General features: G+C 46.2%; 19 protein-coding genes. 3 read left to right on the forward strand and 16 right to left on the reverse strand.

All coding sequences use genetic code 11. The annotated features are described in order from the left end of the window. Window positions 1–21: 21 nt before the first annotated feature. The 13 genes from C8D98_RS10245 to C8D98_RS10305 all read right to left on the reverse strand — a co-directional run bounded on the left by C8D98_RS10245 (window position 22) and on the right by C8D98_RS10305 (window position 16,562). A complete protein-coding gene (locus C8D98_RS10245) occupies window positions 22–2,157 on the reverse strand; it encodes an AGE family epimerase/isomerase (RefSeq protein WP_132874056.1) in 2,136 nt (711 codons plus the stop codon). An 11-nt stretch (window positions 2,158–2,168) separates the two neighbouring features. Then, window positions 2,169–4,241, reverse strand: a complete 2,073-nt coding sequence (glgX, locus tag C8D98_RS10250) for a glycogen debranching protein GlgX (RefSeq protein WP_132874057.1) — start codon at window positions 4,239–4,241, stop codon at window positions 2,169–2,171. Further along, complete coding sequence (locus C8D98_RS10255; RefSeq protein WP_132874058.1) at window positions 4,231–4,551, reverse strand: hypothetical protein; 321 nt, start codon at window positions 4,549–4,551, stop codon at window positions 4,231–4,233. The genes glgX and C8D98_RS10255 overlap by 11 nt, the downstream gene beginning before the upstream one ends. Then, on the reverse strand, window positions 4,548–5,099 hold the full coding sequence (locus tag C8D98_RS10260) for a DJ-1/PfpI family protein (RefSeq protein ID WP_132874059.1): 552 nt from the start codon (window positions 5,097–5,099) through the stop codon (window positions 4,548–4,550). The genes C8D98_RS10255 and C8D98_RS10260 overlap by 4 nt, the downstream gene beginning before the upstream one ends. Further along, complete coding sequence (locus tag C8D98_RS10265; RefSeq protein ID WP_132874060.1) at window positions 5,096–6,553, reverse strand: ankyrin repeat domain-containing protein; 1,458 nt, start codon at window positions 6,551–6,553, stop codon at window positions 5,096–5,098. The genes C8D98_RS10260 and C8D98_RS10265 overlap by 4 nt, the downstream gene beginning before the upstream one ends. Before the next feature lie 3 nt (window positions 6,554–6,556). Further along, window positions 6,557–6,928 carry a hypothetical protein gene (locus C8D98_RS10270; RefSeq protein ID WP_132874061.1) on the reverse strand — a complete coding sequence of 124 codons (372 nt, stop codon included), beginning with the start codon at window positions 6,926–6,928 and terminating at the stop codon, window positions 6,557–6,559. A gap of 3 nt (window positions 6,929–6,931) precedes the next feature. Next, on the reverse strand, window positions 6,932–7,243 hold the full coding sequence (locus tag C8D98_RS10275) for a muconolactone Delta-isomerase (protein WP_132874062.1): 312 nt from the start codon (window positions 7,241–7,243) through the stop codon (window positions 6,932–6,934). Then, window positions 7,243–7,932, reverse strand: a complete 690-nt coding sequence (locus tag C8D98_RS10280) for an EthD domain-containing protein (RefSeq protein WP_132874063.1) — start codon at window positions 7,930–7,932, stop codon at window positions 7,243–7,245. The genes C8D98_RS10275 and C8D98_RS10280 overlap by 1 nt, the downstream gene beginning before the upstream one ends. Before the next feature lie 14 nt (window positions 7,933–7,946). After that, window positions 7,947–9,635 carry a thiamine pyrophosphate-binding protein gene (locus tag C8D98_RS10285; protein WP_132874064.1) on the reverse strand — a complete coding sequence of 563 codons (1,689 nt, stop codon included), beginning with the start codon at window positions 9,633–9,635 and terminating at the stop codon, window positions 7,947–7,949. Then, window positions 9,625–10,449 carry a type 1 glutamine amidotransferase domain-containing protein gene (locus tag C8D98_RS10290; protein WP_132874065.1) on the reverse strand — a complete coding sequence of 275 codons (825 nt, stop codon included), beginning with the start codon at window positions 10,447–10,449 and terminating at the stop codon, window positions 9,625–9,627. Before C8D98_RS10290 ends, C8D98_RS10285 begins: the two co-directional genes overlap by 11 nt. A gap of 352 nt (window positions 10,450–10,801) precedes the next feature. Further along, window positions 10,802–11,965: an MFS transporter gene (locus tag C8D98_RS10295; protein WP_132874066.1), complete on the reverse strand. Its 1,164-nt coding sequence runs from the start codon at window positions 11,963–11,965 to the stop codon at window positions 10,802–10,804. Between the two features lie 73 nt (window positions 11,966–12,038). Further along, window positions 12,039–13,280: an OprD family outer membrane porin gene (locus C8D98_RS10300; protein WP_132874067.1), complete on the reverse strand. Its 1,242-nt coding sequence runs from the start codon at window positions 13,278–13,280 to the stop codon at window positions 12,039–12,041. 156 nt (window positions 13,281–13,436) lie between these two features. After that, window positions 13,437–16,562, reverse strand: coding sequence for a sigma 54-interacting transcriptional regulator (locus C8D98_RS10305; protein ID WP_132874068.1), 3,126 nt, complete (start codon window positions 16,560–16,562; stop codon window positions 13,437–13,439). A 358-nt stretch (window positions 16,563–16,920) separates the two neighbouring features. Between C8D98_RS10305 and C8D98_RS10310 the strand changes: the two genes are divergently transcribed. Together C8D98_RS10310 and C8D98_RS10315 are read left to right on the forward strand one after the other, a co-directional pair. Further along, entirely contained in the window at window positions 16,921–18,489 is a 1,569-nt protein-coding gene (locus tag C8D98_RS10310; protein WP_132874069.1) for an FAD-dependent oxidoreductase, read from the forward strand. Between the two features lie 11 nt (window positions 18,490–18,500). Continuing rightward, the gene (locus C8D98_RS10315) at window positions 18,501–18,890 is read left to right on the forward strand and encodes a cytochrome c3 family protein (RefSeq protein ID WP_132874070.1); all 390 of its coding nucleotides are present in this window, start codon (window positions 18,501–18,503) and stop codon (window positions 18,888–18,890) included. Window positions 18,891–19,098: 208 nt separating this feature from the next. On the opposite strand, the gene C8D98_RS10320 is transcribed toward C8D98_RS10315, so the two are convergent. Continuing rightward, window positions 19,099–20,436 (reverse strand): ankyrin repeat domain-containing protein, encoded by a 1,338-nt coding sequence (locus C8D98_RS10320; protein ID WP_165871284.1) that lies wholly within the window; start codon window positions 20,434–20,436, stop codon window positions 19,099–19,101. A 604-nt stretch (window positions 20,437–21,040) separates the two neighbouring features. Between C8D98_RS10320 and C8D98_RS10325 the strand changes: the two genes are divergently transcribed. Then, entirely contained in the window at window positions 21,041–22,084 is a 1,044-nt protein-coding gene (locus C8D98_RS10325) for a DUF2971 domain-containing protein (protein ID WP_132874219.1), read from the forward strand. Between the two features lie 19 nt (window positions 22,085–22,103). Here C8D98_RS10325 and C8D98_RS10330 read toward each other — a convergent pair whose 3' ends face one another. Both C8D98_RS10330 and C8D98_RS10335 read right to left on the reverse strand, forming a co-directional pair. Then, complete coding sequence (locus tag C8D98_RS10330) at window positions 22,104–22,451, reverse strand: helix-turn-helix domain-containing protein (protein WP_132874072.1); 348 nt, start codon at window positions 22,449–22,451, stop codon at window positions 22,104–22,106. 1 nt (window position 22,452) lies between these two features. Next, the gene (locus tag C8D98_RS10335) at window positions 22,453–22,746 is read right to left on the reverse strand and encodes a type II toxin-antitoxin system HigB family toxin (protein ID WP_132874073.1); all 294 of its coding nucleotides are present in this window, start codon (window positions 22,744–22,746) and stop codon (window positions 22,453–22,455) included. Window positions 22,747–22,844: the final 98 nt, after the last annotated feature.

The following is a 22,844-nucleotide window of genomic DNA, read 5'->3' on the forward strand; positions in this document are numbered from 1 at the left end:
CACAGTACCTGCAGTGTTTTTCTATTTTATGTCGTCGGGACTGTTTATCACTTCGCATTCTTCTTCAAGCTCCTCGCTTCCGATCTCCTCAAGAGGCTGACCCTTTGCCCCGGCTATATAAAATGGTTCGTCGAGGTCGAGCTTCTGCCGCTCAAAAGTTATGGCACGGACACCTTCGGGTGAAATATACGTCAGACCCGACATTACTATAACAACCTTCTCCGCACCGCTGATATCCTCACAAGCCTTACGGAATGCACCGAGGCCTCTGCTGTCGAACTCGCCGCTCATATATATCTTCCCGATATTTCCCGCCATTTCGCCGTAGCAAGTGAAATGAACTGAAAAGCCCGTGGGCACCAGCCGCACCTTGACCCTCACCCTGTCCGCCGATTCGGGCAGCCGAACCGTGAGATTCTCAGCATCAAACTCCGAATAGGGTTTTCCGTCTATCTCAACAGAAGCTATCGAAACGCTGCCCTTTGGAAGAATATCCGGCGAAACACGCAGAATATTGTCGGGCAGGTTGTTCGGATATGGTTTGAAATAAAAATCCATAGGTTCCTTGGTTATCAGCAGATTTGTATAAACCGCCGCCAGATAGCAGAGTTCGAACGAGTGATATCCGCTCATGGAGTGGCTGCCTTTCTCACGCTCCGTTCCCAGAAGATATGGCAGACCGTTTGCAAGAACGTTGAAATATACACCGCCGGAATCATGGTCGAGGAACCATGCGTTATAGAAAGATGATGATTCCCGTGCATATTTCAGATATTCGGGTTTGCCCAGAATTCCGTAAAGAATCAGGTATGCCAGAATCCCCTGCTCCTGCTGCCACCATGCCTTTCTGTCATGCCATGCGAAACGGTGAAATTTTTCTCCCTGCGCCAGTTCGCGCTCAACCACGTCGTACCAGCCGCATCTCTGCTTATCCATTCCGTGTTCCGGCATCAGAGTGGCTATCCGTTCCGCCATCAGCCTGTACTTTTCGTCTCCGGTTTCGGAGATTATACGCATAAGGTTCCATGCTATCTTAAGATTGTGCCCCACAACCGCTCTGTTCTGCTGCCATCCCCATGTCTGGTCTTTGCTCCAGTCCTCGTGGAACTTTTCCTGAACGAAGGCGGAATTTTCATAGTCGGGGAACCTTTCTATTATGGTATCGGCACAGTATTTCAGCATGTCGCCGTATTTTTTCTGGCCTGTTGCAAGATAAAGGTTGATGAGATACGCCGGAGCATGGTCGCCCACGGAGTTCCAGTTTTTTCTGGCTCTGTCATGTGTGAGAGAATCCGCACGGGGATCGAAAGTTATGGGGTCGATATGGGAGAAATAGCCGCCGAGTTCCGTATCTTTGAAATATTTTTCAAACAGGTTGATGGTGAGCCTTGCGTCTTCGGCGATACGCTTGTCACCTGTCGCCCTGAATGTCTGGACGGGACCTGCCAGAGCATATATCTGCTCGTAGGCGGGAATTGCGTCATAATCGTCGCCGAACTCCGAAGCCAGAATTTTTTTCTCTCTGCTGCCTTTAACGTCTATGGCGTGGTACCAGTAGCACATGTCCTCCGATGATTCCAGAGCTCTGAAATGACTTCGGAGATATTCGGTTCCCTTTTCCGCCGCTTCAAGATATTTTTCGTTGCCCGTGATCAGATATGCCGAAGCAAATCCATATACAAGTCTGGAGATCGTGTCGGTTTCCTGACGGAAATCCCCCTCTTTGGAACCGCCGAGAGAGAGATGGGTTCTGTAGTTTCTATAGTCTATCTCGCCGTCGCCGAACTGGGCGTTGATATAAAAATCCGCAAGCTGTTCAACCTGCTTTATCCACCAGTCCTGCTTTTCGAAACGGAACTCGGATCTGGTTCTGCCGACGAAAACAATGTGTTTTGCCTCGAAAGGTTTTCCTTCTTCCGGAAAAAAGATGCCGTAGACGAACAGAAACCGTCCGTTTTCCAGCATATCTCTCAAAGTTCCTGTGCAGTCGAGATACCCCTCGCCGAGGTTTCTGGACATCTCCGCATAAACGGTGGGGGTGAGTTTCACCTGAAAATCCCTGCCGTCGGATGTTTTAAGAACGAAAATATCGGTTTTGAAATCGAAAGACTCCACGTAGCCTGCTATCATGTCCGAAAAAGTAAAATCAGCTTTCATTCAGCCCTCCGTCAGTTTGATAAGAGTATGACAATGCTTCTGCCTTGCACCGTGACCGAATCAGCTTCAACGGAAGGCATGCTTTTGAAATCCGAAAAATCGTCGGGGGAATTTTGTGCGGTATCTGCCAGAAGTCCCCATTTTATTCCTTTAATAGCCGGAACCCCGAACCGAAGAGGTTCCCAGTACATATTCATCATCACGTGCAGATAGGTTTTTCCGTCCATGGCACTGAGGGTGAAAGCAAGCACCCTTGAGCCTTCATCATCCCAGTTCGGTCTGTTAAGCTCCGTCCCGTGCCATGTAACCTCCGGCATGCCGTTCTTGTCCTTTCCGTCGGAGAAAAACTCCGCCGAACGTAAGGCATGGAACCTTTTCCGCATCTTTATCAGTTTCTGCACATATTCCAGAATGTCGGCGTTCTTTTCAGCAAACGTCCAGTCTGTCCAGCTGATTTCATTGTCCTGACAGTATGCGTTGTTGTTGCCCTGCTGGGTGCGGCATATCTCGTCCCCTGCCGTTATCATTGGAACACCCTTTGAAATCAGCAGTATTGTCAGAAAATTCTTTATCTGTCTTTTGCGCAGGCTGTTGACCGCCTCGTCGTCGGTTTCGCCTTCTGCTCCGCAGTTCCAGCTCAGGTTTTCGTCTATGCCGTCCCTGTTGTCCTCTCCGTTTGCATGGTTGTGTTTAGAGTCGTAAGCCGTAAGGTCGTACAGGGTGAACCCGTCGTGACAGGTGATGAAATTCACGCTGTTGACGGGCATACGCCCCGAAGGGCTGTAAAGGTCGCTGCTGCCGGACATTCTGTTCGCCAGCTCTCCGATAACCCCCGCATCGCCCTTAACGAATCTGCGCACCGCATCCCGGTATTTTCCGTTCCATTCCGCCCATCTTATACCCGGGAAAGAGCCTATCTGATAAAGTCCGGCCGCATCCCAGGCCTCGGCTATGAGTTTTGTGTCCGCCAGAGCCTCCGAAAGCTCTATCTGCCACAGAATCGGGGGGAATTTGAGAGGTTTCCCGTTCTCGTCTCTGGAAAGTATCGAACCTTCGTCGAACCTGAACCCGTCCACGTGCATCTCTTCAACCCAGAATTCCAGACACTCCCTTATCAGCTTTTCAGGGATAGGATGGTTGCATTTAAATGTGTTTCCGCATCCGGTATAGTCCATGTAGAACTGTTTTTCGCTCTCCACCAGATGATAATAGACACTATTGTCGAACCCTTTGAAATTTATCATCGGCCCCTTGTGGTTGCCCTCGTCAGTGTGGTTAAAAACCACATCCATAATGACCTCGATGCCCTCTTTGTGCAGAGCCTTGACCATATCCCTGAACTCCTTTATGTGTTCGCCCTCTTCGGGTGAAACGCAGTAGCCGGGGTGGGGAGAAAAAAAGCTGATAGTGCTGTATCCCCAGTAGTTTGTCAGAGGTTTTCCGTCGGGTGAGTGGCCGATGACGGCCTTGTCGTCGAACTGCATTACAGGCAGAAGCTCAACGGCGGTTATCCCCAGTTTTTTGAGATAAGGTATCTTTTCGATAATCCCCTTGTAAGTCCCGGGATTTCTGACCTTTGCACCTTTTCCCGCCGTAAACCCCTTAACGTGCATTTCATATATTATTGTCTCGTTCATGGGACGGTTCAGGGGTCTGTCGCCCTCCCAGTCATAATTTTCTATATCAATGATAACATTGCGCATTGCCGTGGTCAGGTTGCTGCCTTTGACGCACGCATTGCCCCTTACCCACAGATTGTCCGTTGAACCGAATCCGTAAGGATCCAGCAGAAGTTTCTCATGGTCGAACCTGTGCCCCAGTCCTGTATCTCTGGGACCGTCCACGCTGTAGCCGTAGTGCATCCCCTCTTTCAGTCCTTCAACAAAAACGTGCCAGAAATAGAAGGTTCTGTTCTTTTTAGGGTCAAGTTCGATTATCTGAAACGGTTCGGGGTCGTCATGTTCATTGAACAGATACAGACATACAGATGTGGCGCTCTGAGAAAACACGGAAAAGTTGACGCCGTTTTCACAAACCCTCGCCCCGAGAGGATGGGGACAGCCTCTTTGAACCTTATATTTCATTTCCTATCCTCTCTTCCAGCCTGCCGAGCCTGTTTTCAATGTCTGCCAGTCTGTCGGTTTCCCCGCTGTCCGGCTCAACCGCAGTTTCAATATTCATCGCCCCCATAATGATAAAAGCAAAGGCCGCTATTATGTTGAACGCACCCAGAATCAGGTAGCCGTAGGCAATATTGAACTCAACACCCAGAATGTTTTTGAAAAGATTCTCCGAAAGGGATATCAGCCCCATGATTATCAGAACCACGCCGATAAAGAAAACGGTATGGTGGTCTCTGACTATCTTTTTGACAAGGAGGTTCAGATGTTTCATTTTATCATCCCGATTATGGTATGGGCAAAAAGCCCGCAGTGTTCGCCTGTTCTGGCTGTCACAAAGTCGCCGTCGGTGAATACGTCGCTGTCGACGTATTCAAGCCCGTAGTTTTTCGCATCACCCAGAAGATTGTTGTGAACAACCCCTTTGCGCCCCTTAAGAACTTCCGCCACAGGCGACATCAGCCAAAGGCCGTGACAGATTATCCCCTTGATAATATTCTTATTTTCAAACGCACGCTTCATAAACAAAGATGCGGGCGGCAGTTTGGTGATGTCCTCGGTATATCTCAGCCTGTCGGCTGAGTACCCCGCCGGGACTATCACTGCGCTGTAAGATCCCAGCTCTTCGTCCGTCATATTTTCGAAACTTCTGTCACAGTCGAACGGGGCTTTGAACTCGTGTCCGTAAAAGGTCAGTTTGGGCTGCCCCCACAGTCTGGACATGAAATGCGCCTCTATCCCCTCTTCTGCGAAGCGGAAATGATAATAGAATATCTCCTTTTCGAAAAAATCCGTCTCGATGAGTATGGCAACCTTCTTCATAAGCCGCTCCGTTCCCTGATTTTAACCGTCAGAGGATGTTTATCGCCGAACACCTCCAGCGCAAGGTCATAGGGAGTAAGCCCGTCGTGCCCCCTGAGCTTCAGAGCGCATCCGCTGTTGACCAGCACCTCGGCACACTTGTCAAAGCCGTGCCAGAGAGCGTCGTGCAGAGGAGTGTAGCCGTTGGAAGGCCCCTGATAGTCCATGTTTATTCCTGCCTGCGAGCAGAGAAGCTGTGTTATATCCGCAAATCCGTTATAAGTTGCCTTATGGAGAGGTACTGCGCCGAAGGTCGGCTCTATCGCATTGATGTCCGCTCCCGCTTCGATAAGTATTTTCGCTATATCGTAAAATCCGCTTCTGCATGCAACGTGCAGAGGGGTGTGTCCGTCGTTGAAACCGTTCAGAATAGGAGCCCGTTCGTTCACGTCCGCCCCCGATCCGATACATGCTTTCACCTCGTCACATTTATTATCGATAACAGCCTGCATCAGTTTCTGGCTCTCCGCCCTTTTCCTGTCGTCTTCTATGCGTTTGTCAACCATATCCTTGATGGTATACAGCTTATCCTTACACCTCGTTGAAACATTCAGTGCGTAGTTAAGATGATCAAGGAGGCTGAACCCGTAATTGGTCTTAATGTTAAGCCACGCTCCGTTATCCAGAAGATACTGAACTATCTCAGGATATTTGAACCATATCGCCTCTATAAGAGGAGTATGCCCGGTGGAAACCGCCTGCGTGTTTATAAATGCGCCGTGTTCCGCAAGCAGCTTAACGATTTCGAGATAACCGCCCTGACATGCCTTGTGCATTGCGGACGCTCCCGCAAGCTCGTCAAGGGTGTTGGGATTCGCCCCCTTTCTTAGGAGCATTGAAGCTATCTCCGCTTCACCTATTCCTGCGGCGGTCATGAGCAGGGTCAGCTTTGTTTCGGGATTTACATAATTAGGGTCTGCGCCGAATTTCAGAAGCTCCCTCGCCGAATGTCTGTCCTTTGAAAGCACAGCACCCAGAAGCCTTTCGTTCAGATCTCCACGAAAAGCTACTATACCGAAAGCGGTATCCCAGTAAGACTTCCATCTTACTATTTTTCCGTCTTTAACCGTGAGCCTGTGGATGAACTCTATGTCGTAGTACAGTCCGGTGGGGATTATCTTCGCCTTTTCATGGACAAGCCCTATGGCCTCGTCGCCGTTTATAAAAAGTTCCAGCAGCTCAAAGCTCTCCACCTCGGAGAGTTTCGCCCACACCATAAATGTCTGGTGAACTTCGCCCACGCCGTGATATTCGCCCAGCCACGGAATTATCTCGGAAAGCCCGGGAATGGGTTTCGTATTAGACCAGACGACGTTTTTGTCCAGATACTCCATGGCCGAAGCGCCGTCCCTTTCACGCAGTGCTTTGAACCATTTGTCGGCAACCGCTTTCGTATCGTTTTTTAACAAGCTCATATGTCAGTCCATTTTAAGCCCGGAGGCGTAGTATATTTTTATTTTACCGTTTTCCAGAAGCCACGCATCGGAAGTCATCCATTTTCCGGTGTTGGAGGAGGTTACTATCAGCTGGAATGCAATCATGTTGCCCATTCCGATAAAATTAAGCGGTTCGCTGACTGTAACGTCCCCCTGATTTTTCGGGTCGAATATCACTTTCTCCGCCGCAATTATCTCATCGTGTCCCGAGTGAACGTATGGAGCCTCGCCCTCAAAAAAAGGAAAGTTATGATAAAGCACCGCATCTTCCGTATAGGTATCCTTCACCATGTTTTCGAAATCCTTTCTGAAGACATATTCCATGTGCTCTTTGAAAAACTGTTTATGATCCATGATTTACCTCGGCTGTGGAAAGCCGTTTTTAACATCTTCTATGAATCCTTCGTAGTCCCTCAGTGCCCAGACGTGCTCAAACTCCAGATATTCCCGCATGGGCAGCCAGCCCATGGAATTTCTGTCCAGATCCTCAAGGGAATCCACGTCAACAATGGCTATCACCCTGTGCTGGGAAACAACTTTAAAAAGCTGAACCTTCCCTGTTTTTATACCCGCAATGCCGTGGTTGCCCTCTATCGCCTCCATCTCCCAGAGCTGATCCTGACTGATCCTGCCCTGATAATTCCATTTCATCTGTACGAAAAAAAGCATCAGTCCCTCCCTTTGATTATCCAGTTTTCCTGAACAGTCATGGAAAACAGATATCCGGTTTCAACCAGTCCCGCCAGACAGGGCATTATGTCGAAAACGTATTCGCTTGATTCTATGAATGTGTTCAGGTCGTCGGTATTCAGAAACGAAAAAACCTCGACGGAATCGAACCTCGCCTCGCCTACCGCATATGCGCCGTCCACCGCATGGCAAAGCATGTATCTTTTTATTTCGTCAAAATATGTGTTCATGGGGGCGTATACCTTTTGAAGGTCACTTCTGTATGTGCCGAGTTTCAGCCCTTCCTTACGTTTAAGCAGTCTGACCAGCTTAACGTATCCTGTTTCCGTTATCTCCTCATCGCCGAATACATAATCTTCGGTGGTATCGACCACCAATGATTTCCAGAACGCCGCCCAGTTGGGTTCGTCCAGCCTTGCACCCTGAAGAAATTCTTTGGTCTGGAGCGAGGCTATCTGCTCCTCCGGCTTTATCCATATTTCCGCTATGCCGCTGAAAAGCGGTTCGCCTGTCTCGTTTTCCTGTTTTATCCTTGTGTCAACGATGTACTTTTTGATCTGCGGTATCTTCGAGGCATAGTTAACCGCATGATTGTTCACCCAGTAATCCTGAAAGGCCTCTTCCGTCATGCCCGGTTTTGGCGAGGCAAATATAAACTGATGTATCATCACGTCCTCCGAATTCACTGCCCGCAGCGGCATCCCGCCTGATGGTTTTTGTGGTCAGTATCCACGGACAAATCTATGAGAAACGGTTTGTCCGTCGACAGCATGGCGTCTATTGCGCCAGCGATGTCCTCTCTTCGTTCAACCCGCAGTGCATCAACCCCGAACCCCCTCGCTATGGACACAAAATCCACTGCAGGAGAGTCTATGGAAAAGCACTCGGGGAAAATTTCGTTCTCCATTGCCTGCTCTCTCCAGTATTGGCTGATGTTCAGCTTCAACAGTTTATAACTCATGTTGTTGCACACCACGAACTTTGCGCCTATGCCGTGGTGAGCCGCTGTCCAGAGAGCCTGAATCGTATACAGACATCCGCCGTCACCGCTGAAACCTATAACTGTTTTTTCGGGGTTTGCGGTTTTTATACCTATCGCCCCCGGAAAACCCACCCCGAGGGAGCCGCCTCTGGTCTGGAAATAGGTTCCTCTGTCTTTCGGCACGATAAATGCCGTAAGCTCAGGCGATGATGTCAGTGCTTCATCAAAAATAACCGTATCCGCCGGAATCTTTTCCTTAAGAACCTTTGCAAACTCGTGCATCTTTAGAGGCGCATCCTTCTCAAGCTCAGGAAAATCGGGGGACTTGACCGTATTTGCAAGGGTTTCAAACCTGCTGCGGAACCTTTTCCTGTCGGCTTCCGAAGCGTTCTCTTTTATCAGAGCCGTGACCTTTTTCAGTGTCAGCCCGATGTCCGCACTGACGGCGGTGTCGACCCTGTGGTTCTTAGCTATCTCGTAATCGTTGAGGTCGATATGCATGACCTTTGCAGACGCATTGAAAATTTCTCCAGTTTCAGGGAAAACCTCTGGAAGCATATAGGTTCCCAATATCAGCGCCGCATCCGCTTTCATTGTCACTGGAAGGCTCGCAAACCCGAACATATGCCCTGTCATGCCCTTCCAGCAGGGGCTGGTGTTGTCCATATTCAGTTCGCCGCAGTCAGCACCGTACACCTCCGCACCGATAAGCTCCGCAAGTTCCTTAACGGCCTCTTCCGCACCGCAGTACGCAACTCCGTCACCTATGAAAAACACAGGTGTTTCGGCGCATACAAGAGATGCGGCTATTTCGGCACACACGCCGTCGTCGGCGGGAGCTGTCTTTATTACTGATGCGGAAGGGAAAACCTGTTCGGTGTTGATTTCATCCAGAATGTCCGCAGGCAGGCAGACATATACAGGCCCCATTGGCGGTGTTGAGGCTATCTTCACGGCTCTGCGCAGGGTGCGCAGGACACTGTCCTTGTGCAGAACCATCGTCGAATACTTTGTAACGGGCTTCATTATGCCCGTCAGATCCGCCGCCATCTGGGCATCCATGTTCATATATTTCACGCCCGCATCCCCCGCTATTATCACAAGGGGGGAGTGGCCTCTGTATGCCTGATACACCGCGCCGACGGCATTTCCTATGCCGGGGGAGCTGTGGAGCTGAACAACAGTGGGCTTTTTCGTGCTTCTGGCGTATCCGTCCGCCGCCATAACGGCGATACTCTCCTGAAGCGTCAGGATATACTTGAGCTGCGGGTAGTTTTTAAGCTCGTTCAGAAAACCCTGCTCGACAGTTCCCGGGTTGCCGAAGATATATTCGATACCGTCGGCGATGAGCTGTTCAAGGAGCTTGCGGTTTCCCGTTTTACCATCCATATCTCTTAAGTCCTTTGTCGAGCATGTTTACAAGCTGCTCGCCGAACTCGTGCGAACACTGGAGCGAACGGGCGGTTATGAACGGATAGTCCACTATGACCGACGTCTCTTTTCCGAAATTGCCGTGGTATCCTCCGCCGGAACCGACAGCATCCCGAAGCATATACTCAAGCACATAGGGAGGAGGCCCGATGTTGAGGTCTGTTCCCACAAAGCCCGTGCCGTCGTGATAGTCGTATTCTATGCAGTGACCCGTGACGTGCTTGCCCTCAATGATGGGTTTACGTTCGTTGAAATCCCTTGCAAAAACAAGACAGGCAACGCCGTAGCATATTGCCGCTATGGGCTTGTCCATTTTTCTGAATGCAAGGATAAGGTCGTGTACACGCTGGTTGTTCACCATGTCGATAAGCGGACCGCTTCCGCCCACAAGCAGTATTCCTGCGTATTCGGAAAGCTCCGCCTCCAGCTTTTTAAGCTCCGAATAATAGGCTTCGAGCTTGCGGAGAAAATTTTCCGTACTGTAGTAGGGTCTTTCGGGAACCCATGCAGATAAGTTTTTAGGATTGTCCAGTTTGGGTGAATCTTTGATGCTTTTGACCTGCTCTGCATCGAAAGGTGTTGTTACACATTTTCCGAGGGGAGGATCCATATATGAAGTGTCATAGCTCGGGGGAAGAGCTACCGGTCTCATTCCTCTGGGTGTGGCAAATGTCAGCTCATAGCCGGCCTGCTCCAGCTTGACCATGGGTCCGGTAAGCTCAACACCCCAGTATCCGTAATTGGAAAGAATCGCTAAAATTTTCTTAGCCATCTCAAATCTCCTTAGTGTGCTTTTTCCTCCCTAGTGCCCCGAAATCGCAAAAAAAAGTCAGACGTGCCCTGTGCCCCGGTTCTGTATGTTTGCACGAGGGACGGAAACTATCTGACCTGTTTATAGTATAACATTGATGTCAATAATTTTCTGTGGGAAATAAGTCAATAATAATAAGCGTATGGTAAATAAGGGCTTTTAAATATTGAACTTAAAACGCAGAAAAGCCGCCGTATCTTCCGATACGGCGGCTCTATGTTATATGCCTGAATAGATTTCAGTCAGTTCGGTTCAGAAACAGCTCTATGAATATTGAGTTTATATATATCAACTCTTTCTCCGATGCCGGAGTTCAGTATTTATAATCAGCGGCATCGCCAACAAGATTTTCAGTGCAATCAGCAAAATACATTGAAGACAGTAAACCTGTTATCCCTGCTATAATGAAAATACTGCCTATTCCGGCAAACTTCAGTAAAAGCCCGTTTATAATGGGACTGACGGAAAACCCAAGCCCCATGACCGTGTTGAACAATCCGATAGTCCTGCCTGTCTGTCCGTCCGGCGCTGACTCCAGCAGAAGCGCTGCCAAAGCAGGCTGAGAAAATGCGCCAGCCGCTCCTCCTATGATTATGATAAGAATAATCGAAGGCAGGTCATAAGCAAAAGGGATACTGAGGTATGAAGCCGCCGCCACTGCTCCTCCGGTGAAAACCATGGTATTCTTTTTCAGAATATCCGCCAGCCTCCCTGTGAAAAGCAGAAAAAAAGCCATCACAAACGGCGGGATGCTCACTGCAAAACCGATATTTGAAGCAGTGAAACCCTGATTATGCATCAGCACAGGCAGGTATATACACACCGAAGATATTCCCCATGCTTTAAAGAAAATATAGACGAGATAGCCTGTTAAGGCGGGATTGGCGGCTGGTATAAGCCTGTTTGCGGATGGTTTTTCTTTTGCAGTTCCATGTGTTTTAAGGCATTCCCTGAACAGGAGGAACAAAAGCAATGACATTACACAACAGAGGGCAATTGATATAAAAACACCTGTTTTGCCCGATGCATCAAACAAAAAACCACCGTAAAATGTACCAGCCGCCAATGCTAGATAGAACGATATGTCCAGTTGTCCCGCTCTTCTGCCCAGGTTTGAAAATTTTCCTTCGGAGGCTATTGCGCAGAGAAGAACGGGACGGAAAAAAGCACATGCGCAACCTTGAATGATCCTTGCTGTAAGGATTATAATTTTATCATCAGAAAGTATAAAAACGGCGGACACTGCCGTAAACAGCACCAGAGAGAAGCCAAGCACCCTCTCAACCCCCATGCTGTCCAGTATCCGCCCGGCAAAAGGAGAAAATATGATTTTGGAAAAAGAATAGAAAAAAAAAGCAAAACTGAGGAAAATACCATTTCCGACAACATCTTTAAATACAACGGCAAAAAGCCCGTCGCTAACGGAAAAACCGAACGTTATCAAAAAATTTATAAGTATCAGTATAATAGCTTTCATATTTTCTCCATGAAAAGAGGGCGGATGAGCTGAATCCGCCCCTCCCTGTAAAAGTCTCCCCCCTTGGAGGCTTTTATTTTCCCGCTAATGCAAACGTATATCTCAGATATATTCTGGTGTCAGTGTAGTCATCGGCATCTTTGTTATCTATAAAGGCATATCTTGCCCTGACGCTGAATCCGTCCAGAATGCCGCCGAAGTTTTTGCCGAAGTCATACTGAATGTTATAGTCCATTTCGTTGGCGTCAGTAGTTTTTCCGTTGATCTCAGGTGCGTTGTACACACCGTAAAGGACATATGCTGACAGTCCTTTCAACCCGAGCTGACCAAAGTCGTATCCGATTTTTGCCGCGATAGCTTCCTCTTTGGCAAACTGAGAGGCCAGAACCTGCTGGTTGATCACACGACTGTCACCCCAGGGCGTAAGAAGGTTTGTATCGCCGGTTTTGGCGTAATATGCGTTCAGTGAGATGCCGTATGCAGATGCACCCGCAGCAACACCAATCTGGTCGCTGTCCAGATTGCCTGCCAGTTCATCCCCTTTGGATTTTTGAGTGAAATATGTGGGTTCAAGGCTCAGTTTAAAATCGCCGAGCTGTTTTGCGGCAGTGACTTTATAATATGTCATATCCATAACATCGGACATGCTGTACAGCCAGCCCTCTGCTGATACATCCAGAACATTTACAGGAAGTTTGTATTTAGCACCTCCGATCAGCATCGGTTTGTTCTCGTCCGCTGTTTTTGCCGCAGAGTCTGAAACCTGCATGTAGTCATCATCGGCCCACCCCATGTAGCCTGTGATGAAATATCCCTGAAGTTCCAGATTAGGTATGCTTTTATTGATAACAGATGCGCCTTTATAAGATTTCGGAAGCAGACGGATGTCGTTTCCGTTCATAAAGGGCGTGTTGATCATTTGACCGCCGTATTTCAGGGTTGTGTTAAACCACTGTCCCTGAACGTACATTTCCTGCATTCTGGTGACGCTGTCATGGTTTCCGTTCTGATCCTTCGGCAGAAGTCCGTATACGGCTTTACCGTCGCTGCTTCCCGTATCATTTACGGTTGCGAAAGTAACACCAAAGCTGACACCTTTCAGTGCTGCGGACTTATAGCCGAAAAGTCCGCCTGTGGCGTAGTCTTCCCTCTCTTTCTGGGTGGAATCAAAATCCCTGTCATAATAATATGACCTGAGTTCTCCGTTCACACTGCCCTGACTGAACATCTCTTTAAGATTATCTGCAGCAAAGCAGGTGGAGGAGGTCAGAAGAGCAAATGAACCGAGAAGAATCGGTATCCTTTTAAAATCCATGTCACACTCCTTGAGTAAAAAAGTTATGCAAAACCAATACTCAAGAAGCGTGCCAACGGATGCTTCACCTATATATATTTAATAAATAAGCACTTATACCCGAACAACCCAACCGGATATTTTTCAGAAGAGACACATTGTCTCATCAGAAGTGTCTTAATATTCTATGTCGTACTCCTGCATTTTCCTGTAAAGTGTCGCCCTTCCCATTTTCAGAATACGGGCAGCTTTCGCCTTATACCCCTTGGCTTCATCCAGCGCCTTAAGAATCATCTCTTTCTCTTCATCAGGATTCTGCGGCTTGTCGGATGTTAAATCGGCAGGCAGGGCATTTCTGGTTATGAAAGACGTTCCGGTCATGAGGCAGGCATACTCAATAACATGTTCAAGCTCTCTGACATTGCCCGGCCAGTCATATTCGATAAGTATTTTTTTCACATCGTCCGCTATATCCACAATATTCTTTCCGAGTTTTATGTTGAACCTGTTTATAAACTCCATGGCAAGAGCGAGAATGTCATCTTTGCGTTCACGCAGAGGCGGAACAACCAGTGTCACAACCTTAAGCCTGTAATACAGATCCTCACGAAAATTCCCTTTTGACACCATATCTTTCAAATCTCTGTTTGTGGCGGCAATAACCCGCACATCAACCTTGACGGGTTCATTCCTTCCTATGATCTCAACTTCTTTCTCCTGAAGCACTCTGAGGAGGCGAACCTGAACATTAGGCGATATGTCGCCTATTTCATCCAGGAATATTGTTCCGCCATCAGCAGCCTCAAATTTTCCGGTTTTATCCTTATATGCTCCTGTGAATGCCCCTTTGACATGACCGAACAGTTCGCTTTCAAGGAGATTTTCCGGAATGGCTGAACAGTTAAGCTTTATGAAAGGTTTGTTTCTGCGTTTCCCGCTCTCGTGTATTCCTGCGGCCACAAGCTCTTTTCCAGTGCCGCTCTCGCCGAGGACAAGAACAGTCGAATCAACATCCGCAAGGGATCGCATCATGCTGAATACTGACCGCATGCTGTCGCTCCTTCCAATCATCTTTTCAAATGGACTATCCTCACCGGCATCCGGCAAAGCTGCTGTCTCATCTGAAACAACCACAAGAGTTCCGAAATTCTTCCCGTCACTGTCCAGAAGAGGCGTTATATTGAGCTTAAGAAAACGGACTCCGCCTTCAAACTCATATTCAGCCATTACACTCTTGTTCTTTGCAGTTTTTTTGACTGAAGATATCAGGGTTGTCGCAAAAAATTCATTTATATTTTCCATGGATTTGCCCATGTCTTCCGGTTTAAGCAGAAACAGTTTTTCCGCCTCGCTGTTATAACAGCTGAGACAACCGTTTTTATCGAAAGATATGATCCCCTCGGAAACGCTTTTGATTATAGCTTCCATATGCTTGACATATTTGCTTATTTCCGTTTTCACAGCCATACGGCTGAGCTCTTCGTTCCTTTTCATTTTCCCTGTGATGTCCGTTCCGATCACCATGTATCCGGATACGCCGTGTTCTTTGTATGTCAGCATGTTTATATGCCAGAGATAATGGTATACACTGCCGTAAACAATAAGATCGGACTCTATCTCAACGGTCCTTTTCCCTGAATTGGACTGTAAATGGGCTTCTACCCTCTCCTGACTTACGTTAAGGTAGGGGAACATTGCTGAACCGACAGAACATGTAAGAAGGGAATATGCTTTTTCGTTATGTTCCGTGATCAGGAAGTTTTCATCTGTGAAAACAACGGGTGATCCTGAATTCTGTATCAGCATACGATACTTTCTTTCACCGGAGATCAGCTTCTCTTCAGCTGTTCTGGCTGAAGTTATATCAGTGTAAGCTCCCCGCAAACCGATGAAACGATCATTATCGAATATACCTTTGCAATGGTTGCTGAGCCACTTTACAGCCCCATCCCTGCTTATGATCCTTATGTCTGTTTTGCAGGCTTCCCTGTGAAGTCTGGCCGACTGTTCAGTTCTGAGCCATTTTTCATAGTCTTCAGGATGAATAAGTTTTTCATAAAACAAAGGATAATCAGAAAGCTCCTCTTTTGTGTACCCTGTTATTTCTTCTGCGGCGGGAGAAATATAGATGAGTTTTCCCTTATCGTTCACCCAGTAAACCCAGTCGGTGGAAAAGTCACATACTATCTGCAGCAGCTCGTTGCTGCTTTTCAGTTCCTGTTTACCCCTATTTATCTCCTCAAGGAGTTCGTTAAAGGCATCGGCGGTATCCATCACTTCATCATTGGAATCCACTTTTATAACTTTGCCGGAATCCGGATCGCTCAAAAGGCTGCGTACCTGCTCTTTCAGAGATATGAGTGGATTGATGAGGCTTCTAAGCACAAACGAAAGCATGAAAAAAACAATGAACGCACCTGAAATGACAAAGAAAATCAGTGTGGACTCAGCTCTGTATATATGCCTGAAAATACTGTCGGATTTATAGTTGGCTATAACAGTCCATCCGGCGATGGGAATTCTGCTGAACGATGCCTGAATTGTCCGGTTTTTTCCATCCTCATATTCCATGCTGCCTGAGCCGGCTTTTATCATATCTTTTATTCTGGGGTTTTCCACCATATCGACTTTTCCGACGATCTTGCTTCTGTCGGGGTGCATAACCACATTCGCACCTGAATCAACAACATATATCCATCCTTCATTGTTCAGATGGGTAAATACGCTGTTGTCGAATATATTCTTCCTGTAAAGATTCACTGAACCGCATAGAAAACCTTTCAGTTTGCCTTTGATTATCACCGGTGCGGAGATAACTACCATGGGACTTTTAAGCTTCGTGCTTGCTGCGGCCATGAGCGGAGCCGAAATATACAGCTTTCCGGTCTTCATCGGAACGGAAATATAGTCCCTCCAGAGAAAACTCATCATTCTCCTCTCGGGACTGTTGTCGCCGGATTCGGCAAGAAGCTGGCCATGTTCGTTAAATATAAGTATGTTATCATCAAAAACAGAATTGAGTGAAATGTGCTTTCTGATATACAGATCGGCAGATGCATGGTCTTTGAAACTGTCTTCACTCATCATCTGTGCGGATGTACGAAGGACTCTCGTAAGTATCAGCAGTTTCGTGTCAATCTCGTCGGCAAGTTTAGACACAAGCTCAAACTGCTGCGCCCGGACGGATTTTTTGGCATTATATTTAAAATAGTAAATACCCATCCATGTAAACGCAGGAAAAATGAGAAAAAATATAAGAAGAACACTGAATATCACTTTTGTTTTAAGACTGCGCATTTTCATGATACATCCCGATAAAAGACAAATTTGAACCGGCTCACGTTTTTCATGTAATGAATCATATCACTTTTACATTTCCATTTCCATCCCAAAAATAAAACTAAACTATTATCAACAAAGCCAATTTATCCCACAACATGATTATTAACGTCATTATGAAACACTTTTAATGAGACACCCTGTCTCGTCAAATACAGCAAATTTCACAACAAACAACAAATGCCGGAACACAAACCATTGATACTCCAAGATATCGAACCTTCGTCATTATATGGCACGGCAATTGACTATTAGGATGGCATAACAGACCGGAATAACATGCAGATTTCCGGTGTCTGGTATTAATTTTTAGGAGGAAGCAATGAGATTGCTTAACAAAGTTATCATGGTGTGCGCTCTGCTCGCACTCGCAGTCCCCAATGCATTTGCTGTGCAAAAGCTGACGGCGGACATCGTTGTTGTCGGCGGAGGTCTCTCAGGTCTTTCCGCAGCTTTAACAGCTGTTCGCAGCGGTGCTTCGGTGATTGTATTTGAAAAACTCCCGGGGCTTGGCGGCGCAGGCAACTATCCGGAAGGTTCAACAGGTGTAGGAACAAGGATGCAGGCAAAAGCCGGCTACAACGTGACTGTTCAGCAGGTTTTTGATGCAGCAATAGATTTTCACCACTGGAGAGCAAATGCCGCAGTTCTTAAAGAACTTCTGGCTAATTCCGGAAAAACTATAGACGACATCGAAGACATGGGAGTTGAATTTAAAGGCATAAAAACAATGTTCCCTGAAGAAAAATCTCTTCATATCTGGCACTGCTACAAAAACAACGGTGCAAGCGTTGTCAGAGCCATGCAGAAAGAGATTTACGCAAAAGGCGGAAGAATATTTCTTGAAACGCCTGTGACAAAGCTGATGACAGACAAGTCAGGAAGAGTTACCGGTGTTTACGCCACAGACACAGCATACGGCGAAAAATATGAAGCTACTGCCAAAGGCGGTGTCATAATTGCAACCGGCGGATTTCCCACCAACAAAAACATGCTTAAAGACTATGTGTCGGACAGCAGCGGCGAAGGAATGCTGGAACCTATTTTCCTCAGAGGACCTATGCTTGACGGAAGAAACGGCGACGGCATCAATATGGCTAAAAACGCCGGAGCAGGTCTTGCGGGCATGCAGGCCGTTGCAGGAAACGCACCCTACCTTTTTGACAAAGTCAACCCGCTCATCAGACAGTTTAATGGTGCAGATTCTCTTAAACAGACAAGAACAGCCCTCAGTCAGCCATTCCTCTGGGTTAACCAGACCGGCGACCGTTTCTACAATGAATCTCAGGGTTCCAGCTTCACAAACGTATACAACGCCATGACATCTAACGGCGGTGTTATGTACAGCATCTTCGACGAAAGCATGAAACAGAAAATGATAACCAGCGGCCCGCTGACTCCTTTCAACGCTATTGTTGTTGTCGGACAGAAAATGACGGAGCTTGACCATGGTATCGAAAACGGTATCAAACAAGGATACGCTTTCAAAGCCGACACTCTCGATGAACTCGCTAAAAAGATTGGAGTGGATGCAAACCACCTCAAAGCAAGCGTGTCCAACGTCAATAAATTCGCAGCCAATAAGAAAGACACCGAATGGGGACGCAAACCTGAGCACCTGTTTGCATTTCAGGATCAGGGTCCCTACTACGCACTTAAAGGTATCCGTGCATTCTTCCTGACACTGGGCGGAGTTAAGATAAACACAGAGTTTCAGGCTCTCTCTACTCATGGACAGCCTGTTAAAGGCCTCTATGTAACAGGTCAGGATATGGGCGGGCTTTATGACAGCTCATACGATCTGCTCGTAGAAGGTTCTGCAAGCGGTTTTGCACTGACCTCAGGCAGACTTGCAGCACAGAACATCATTAAAAATGAATTAGGCAGATAAGGAGCAGCAGAATGTCCAGAAAATTTTCTATAATCACAACAGCAGTGTTTGCTGTGTGCCTGTTCTTTGCTTTCGCAGGCGGTGCATCTGCTGCCACAAAAGCAATTGTTTCAACACTGGCACACAAAGAGGCAGGGCTTAAATGCATCGACTGCCACGAAACCGATAAGCCGACAAAAATGCCGCACCACAGTGCATGTATTAAATGCCACGACTCAGGCAGCGGTTACTATACCGGAGAAATGAGAACCTACATTAACTCCGGGAAAGAAAGAAAATTCAACATGCACGATTCACACCAGGGTCCTGTCAGATGTACAGTCTGCCACACAGTGCACAAAGCTCCCAACGAAAAGATGCACTGCAACTGGTGCCACCAGATAGAAGTTAAGGTTAAATAGCAAAAAACCCGGCGCAAGAGAGTTACGCCGGGTTTTTATATTCAACTCACCAAACCTCTGTAAAACACCCGAAAAATCCACATATCATACAAACAGAAAAGCCGCCGTATCTTCCGATACGGCGGCTCTATGTTATATGCCTGAATAGATTTCAGTCAGTTCGGTTCAGAAAATTACATTGCTGTTAACGAAGATCTTCGAGCCTGCCTCATCGTGCTCCGGATTTCTCAAGCAACGCAACGAACTTGGTAAAGGGAACTCGCTTCGCAAGAATAAGTGGGGTCGTGTTCGGATTGGGTCCTTCGTTCACGTTAATCCCAGCTTTGATGATGATTTCAAACTTCCTCAGATAAGCGTTCGTGATCCTGTTTTCGTCCATGGAGACCTTGTATGCTTCATTGGCATTCTTCAGGTTATTTACGAGGATGCTTTCCTTCGTTTTGTTCAAATGGTGGACGTTTGCACCGGATTTGAGCAGGAAGGTAACCACTTCAGGATCGGTAACAGCAAAAAGCGGGGTATAGCTCCAATCGCTCTCGTGGTTGACATCGGCTCCGGCAGCAACCAGAGCACGGGACACGGCCATCACATTGGTCTTGAAAAGTGCATTTTCGCCGTACTCGCAACGCTCGTTAACCCTGATGCCATTGACGGCCAGAAGGGTTCCGACCCTGGAGGGGTTCCCCACGACAGCGGCATTACACAGCGGCGTATTATTATTTACGTCTTTACTGTTGATGTCGGCTCCGGCATTGACAAGGGCTTTCACTACCGCTGCGAAGTCGTTGTTTCCGTTCTTGCTCTGACTATACCGTGTGATGATGGCGAGCGGATCGTTGCCGGCCTTGTCCTTCAAATCCGGCCGTGCGCCGGCTGCTATGAGGATCTGCATCAAGGTGAATTTATCCTCCATAGCTGCTATGAGAAGGGGCGTCTGTTTATCTATATTGGATGTCTGGTTGATGTCGTATTTAAAAGACTGGTGGATCTTCACCGTCTCCACCAGATCGGCACGAGTGAGCCACGTCGTATTCTCAAACTGCTCACGTTTCGCTTTAAGTCCCTGACTTTTGATTGCATCCATAACTTGCTTCTTCTCCGCCTCAGTCGTGATATGGGCAGTGGAATAGCACCAAGACTCCAGGGGGGAATAGCGGTTTTTTTCTGTGCGGACAAAAGGATCCGCACCGTTTTCAAGAAGCAGTTTGTGCATCTCAGGCTTCTTCGCCATATGGAGTGCCGTCAGCCCGTCACGGCTGACCAGATTGACATCACCCTTGTTACGCAGCATCATCTTAACTATCTCGATGTGGCCGCTTACTACAGCATTCTGCATGATGCTGTTGCCGTTGGGCACAATTGCGTTTGGCGAAGCTCCCGCCTGAGTGAGGCGTGTTGCCTCGCTGAGATTGTTCCTCAGAACGGCTTCGAACAGTGCCATATCCTGAGGTGCAAGGGGCTTGGGAAACAGATTAAACCAACCTGCCCAGGCGGTAAAAGACAGCATTGTCAGGACAATGGTCAAGAAAAAAATTCTGATTTTCATCATATCTCTCCAGCCTTTCTGAGGCATTTTAATCGTATTATACCAATAATTATCAAACTGCTGTTAATAAAGATATGGGCTGCTTGCCTTGATTGCTTAAAACGTACTTCAATCTGCCCGATACCATCATAAGGCTCACCTGCATAAAAGGTTTGTGTTACTCCGTACACATAAGGTCTAAGTCTATCGCAACTCTGTCGAAGTCGTCAACCGCATTGAAAGTCCTGCCAACAATTTAGAGCAATTCGGAGCAGTTGGAACGAAAAAGGCAACCAGCGTAAACCATTGATTGCCTTTTAAGTTATTGAAATATAAAAGCCCCACTGAAGATATTTCAGCCAGCCCAGTTCAGAAACAGCTCCGAAAATAATGTCGCTGTTTTTGAACTCCTAACCTTTTGATCCGTAGAAATCTGTGATATTCAAAATTTTGTGTATTTATCAAAAATGCACGTAACACTTCAGGCAGATTAATATTTTCTACTATTATCTTTATAGCCATACAAAATAAAATAAGTTGGTGGAACTTATCTTCAATCTATCAAATCAGAGTTTCCAATGTGATATATTATATAATTAATATTAAACAATGGAGCATGGATATAATGCTTGTAAAATACTACGGGTTCTATTTCGACAACAATTCAAATAAACATATATTAAGAGATGATTTTATATCCAATGGTTTTTTCCGCATAACGCAGCCAAAGTTTCTTAATGATAAAGGGAGTGAAGCAAAGCTTTTTCCGTATTTTAACGAATTTTCACCAGCAGATTTAGCATGGGCAAGGAAGCGTCATGACAAAATACAAAAAGATCCAAATTATACTCCTTCTGAGGAAGAGTTAATTAATTTCTTTTTAAAGCCTGTGGGCGAGAGATATGGAGAACATTTTCCACATCTACTCAGAATGGAAACAGACTATGAGACAATGGATGAATATGATAAAGACCAATTTACAAATATTGTAGAAAAAATGAATCACTATATGATAGAAATTATAAGTTGCCAACTCGGAGTACTCTCTTTATGTAAATCTGATACGAACGAACTTATGTGGACACATTATGCAAGCGCAGGCGAGGGAATCGCAGTAACATTTAAAGAAAGTCATGAATTTTTTAAAAAATATGTACCTAAAGATGTCAGTTATCTTCCAGAAAAAAGAGCTTCGCTAACTTATTATAAGGGCAGTATAAGAATCAACGGAGAACCTATCAAAACATTTACACAACCTAACATTACTAATCCATTTGCAGCTTTAATAGTTTTGAATAAAAATGGCGTTGATATTCAAAATTTCACAGAAAGATTGATCTATGCTAAAGCAGAAAAATGGAAATCAGAAGATGAGGTAAGAATAATCTGCATGTTAAATTCTTGTGAACACAAAACAGGAAAAGTAATCACTCCAAAATTAGATATTGATTTCCCTCAGGCTACATTACACAGTTATTCTGAAATTTGCCTAAAAAAAATCCCATTCGATGCTTTTGAAAGCATAGTCTTAGGTTACGGTATTAGCAAAGCTAATAAAAATATGATAATAGAAAAAGTTAAGGCAAACCCAGAGCTGTCACACATCAAGATCAAGATTGCGCAACACAATATATATGGAAATTTAGAAACTACAGAGATAAATACATAATGATACTAAATTAACCTCTTCATGCCCCAATCAGCGACTCATAAGGAATATCAAGTTCTTTGTGGAGGTTTTGAATCATTCTCAGATTGAGTTTACGCTTTTTATTCAGAACTTCGCTTACTCTGTTCTGACCACCGAAGGATTTTTCAATATCCTTGTTGGTAAGCCCCATCTGCTCCATACGGAATTTGATGGCTTCTATAGGGTCGGGCGCATCAATAGGAAAATTATTATCCTCATATTTTTCAACAAGCAGAGCCAGAACCTCAAGTTCATCAAGGCTGTCCTGATCCTCTTTATCCATCAGAAAATCTATTCTGTTAAGAGCCTTATCGTAATCTTCTTCTGTTTTTATCGGTCTAAGCATCTCACACCTCTGAGGCGTTAATTTTGTCATATTCCTTGTGTGTGCCCACGAACCGGACAAACACAATCTCTGCCTTATAGTTTATTTTAACAATCAGCCTGTATTTGTTTCCGCAAATATTAAAAACCACTCTGTTGTCAACAATCAGGCTGGCACTGCCGTATTTTTCTTTAATTGACGAAAAATCATGCCACTTTTCCTGCCTAACCTCGTAATACCATGCTTCCAACTGATTCTTACTGTCTGCATATTTAGAGTAAAACTCAACCAGAGCTTTTTTCGCAATTATTCTCATATCTTAAAATAGTTGAGTGCCATTAAGTTGTCAATAGAATATTTCCCATTCTGGGATATATCAAAAATAGCAACAAAAAAGCCGCCGTATCTTCCGAT

It is taken from the genome of Seleniivibrio woodruffii (assembly GCF_004339245.1).
Taxonomy (GTDB): domain Bacteria; phylum Chrysiogenota; class Deferribacteres; order Deferribacterales; family Geovibrionaceae; genus Seleniivibrio; species Seleniivibrio woodruffii.

Bases quoted from the DNA above. Each gene is read 5' to 3' on its own strand.
- C8D98_RS10245 (WP_132874056.1), bottom strand. From the start codon at position 2,157: ATGAAAGCTGATTTTACTTTTTCGGACATGATAGCAGGCTACGTGGAG.
- glgX (WP_132874057.1), bottom strand. From the start codon at position 4,241: ATGAAATATAAGGTTCAAAGAGGCTGTCCCCATCCTCTCGGGGCGAGG.
- C8D98_RS10255 (WP_132874058.1), bottom strand. From the start codon at position 4,551: ATGAAACATCTGAACCTCCTTGTCAAAAAGATAGTCAGAGACCACCAT.
- C8D98_RS10260 (WP_132874059.1), bottom strand. From the start codon at position 5,099: ATGAAGAAGGTTGCCATACTCATCGAGACGGATTTTTTCGAAAAGGAG.
- C8D98_RS10265 (WP_132874060.1), bottom strand. From the start codon at position 6,553: ATGAGCTTGTTAAAAAACGATACGAAAGCGGTTGCCGACAAATGGTTC.
- C8D98_RS10270 (WP_132874061.1), bottom strand. From the start codon at position 6,928: ATGGATCATAAACAGTTTTTCAAAGAGCACATGGAATATGTCTTCAGA.
- C8D98_RS10275 (WP_132874062.1), bottom strand. From the start codon at position 7,243: ATGCTTTTTTTCGTACAGATGAAATGGAATTATCAGGGCAGGATCAGT.
- C8D98_RS10280 (WP_132874063.1), bottom strand. From the start codon at position 7,932: ATGATACATCAGTTTATATTTGCCTCGCCAAAACCGGGCATGACGGAA.
- C8D98_RS10285 (WP_132874064.1), bottom strand. From the start codon at position 9,635: ATGGATGGTAAAACGGGAAACCGCAAGCTCCTTGAACAGCTCATCGCC.
- C8D98_RS10290 (WP_132874065.1), bottom strand. From the start codon at position 10,449: ATGGCTAAGAAAATTTTAGCGATTCTTTCCAATTACGGATACTGGGGT.
- C8D98_RS10295 (WP_132874066.1), bottom strand. From the start codon at position 11,965: ATGAAAGCTATTATACTGATACTTATAAATTTTTTGATAACGTTCGGT.
- C8D98_RS10300 (WP_132874067.1), bottom strand. From the start codon at position 13,280: ATGGATTTTAAAAGGATACCGATTCTTCTCGGTTCATTTGCTCTTCTG.
- C8D98_RS10305 (WP_132874068.1), bottom strand. From the start codon at position 16,562: ATGAAAATGCGCAGTCTTAAAACAAAAGTGATATTCAGTGTTCTTCTT.
- C8D98_RS10310 (WP_132874069.1), top strand. From the start codon at position 16,921: ATGAGATTGCTTAACAAAGTTATCATGGTGTGCGCTCTGCTCGCACTC.
- C8D98_RS10315 (WP_132874070.1), top strand. From the start codon at position 18,501: ATGTCCAGAAAATTTTCTATAATCACAACAGCAGTGTTTGCTGTGTGC.
- C8D98_RS10320 (WP_165871284.1), bottom strand. From the start codon at position 20,436: ATGAAAATCAGAATTTTTTTCTTGACCATTGTCCTGACAATGCTGTCT.
- C8D98_RS10325 (WP_132874219.1), top strand. From the start codon at position 21,041: ATGCTTGTAAAATACTACGGGTTCTATTTCGACAACAATTCAAATAAA.
- C8D98_RS10330 (WP_132874072.1), bottom strand. From the start codon at position 22,451: ATGCTTAGACCGATAAAAACAGAAGAAGATTACGATAAGGCTCTTAAC.
- C8D98_RS10335 (WP_132874073.1), bottom strand. From the start codon at position 22,746: ATGAGAATAATTGCGAAAAAAGCTCTGGTTGAGTTTTACTCTAAATAT.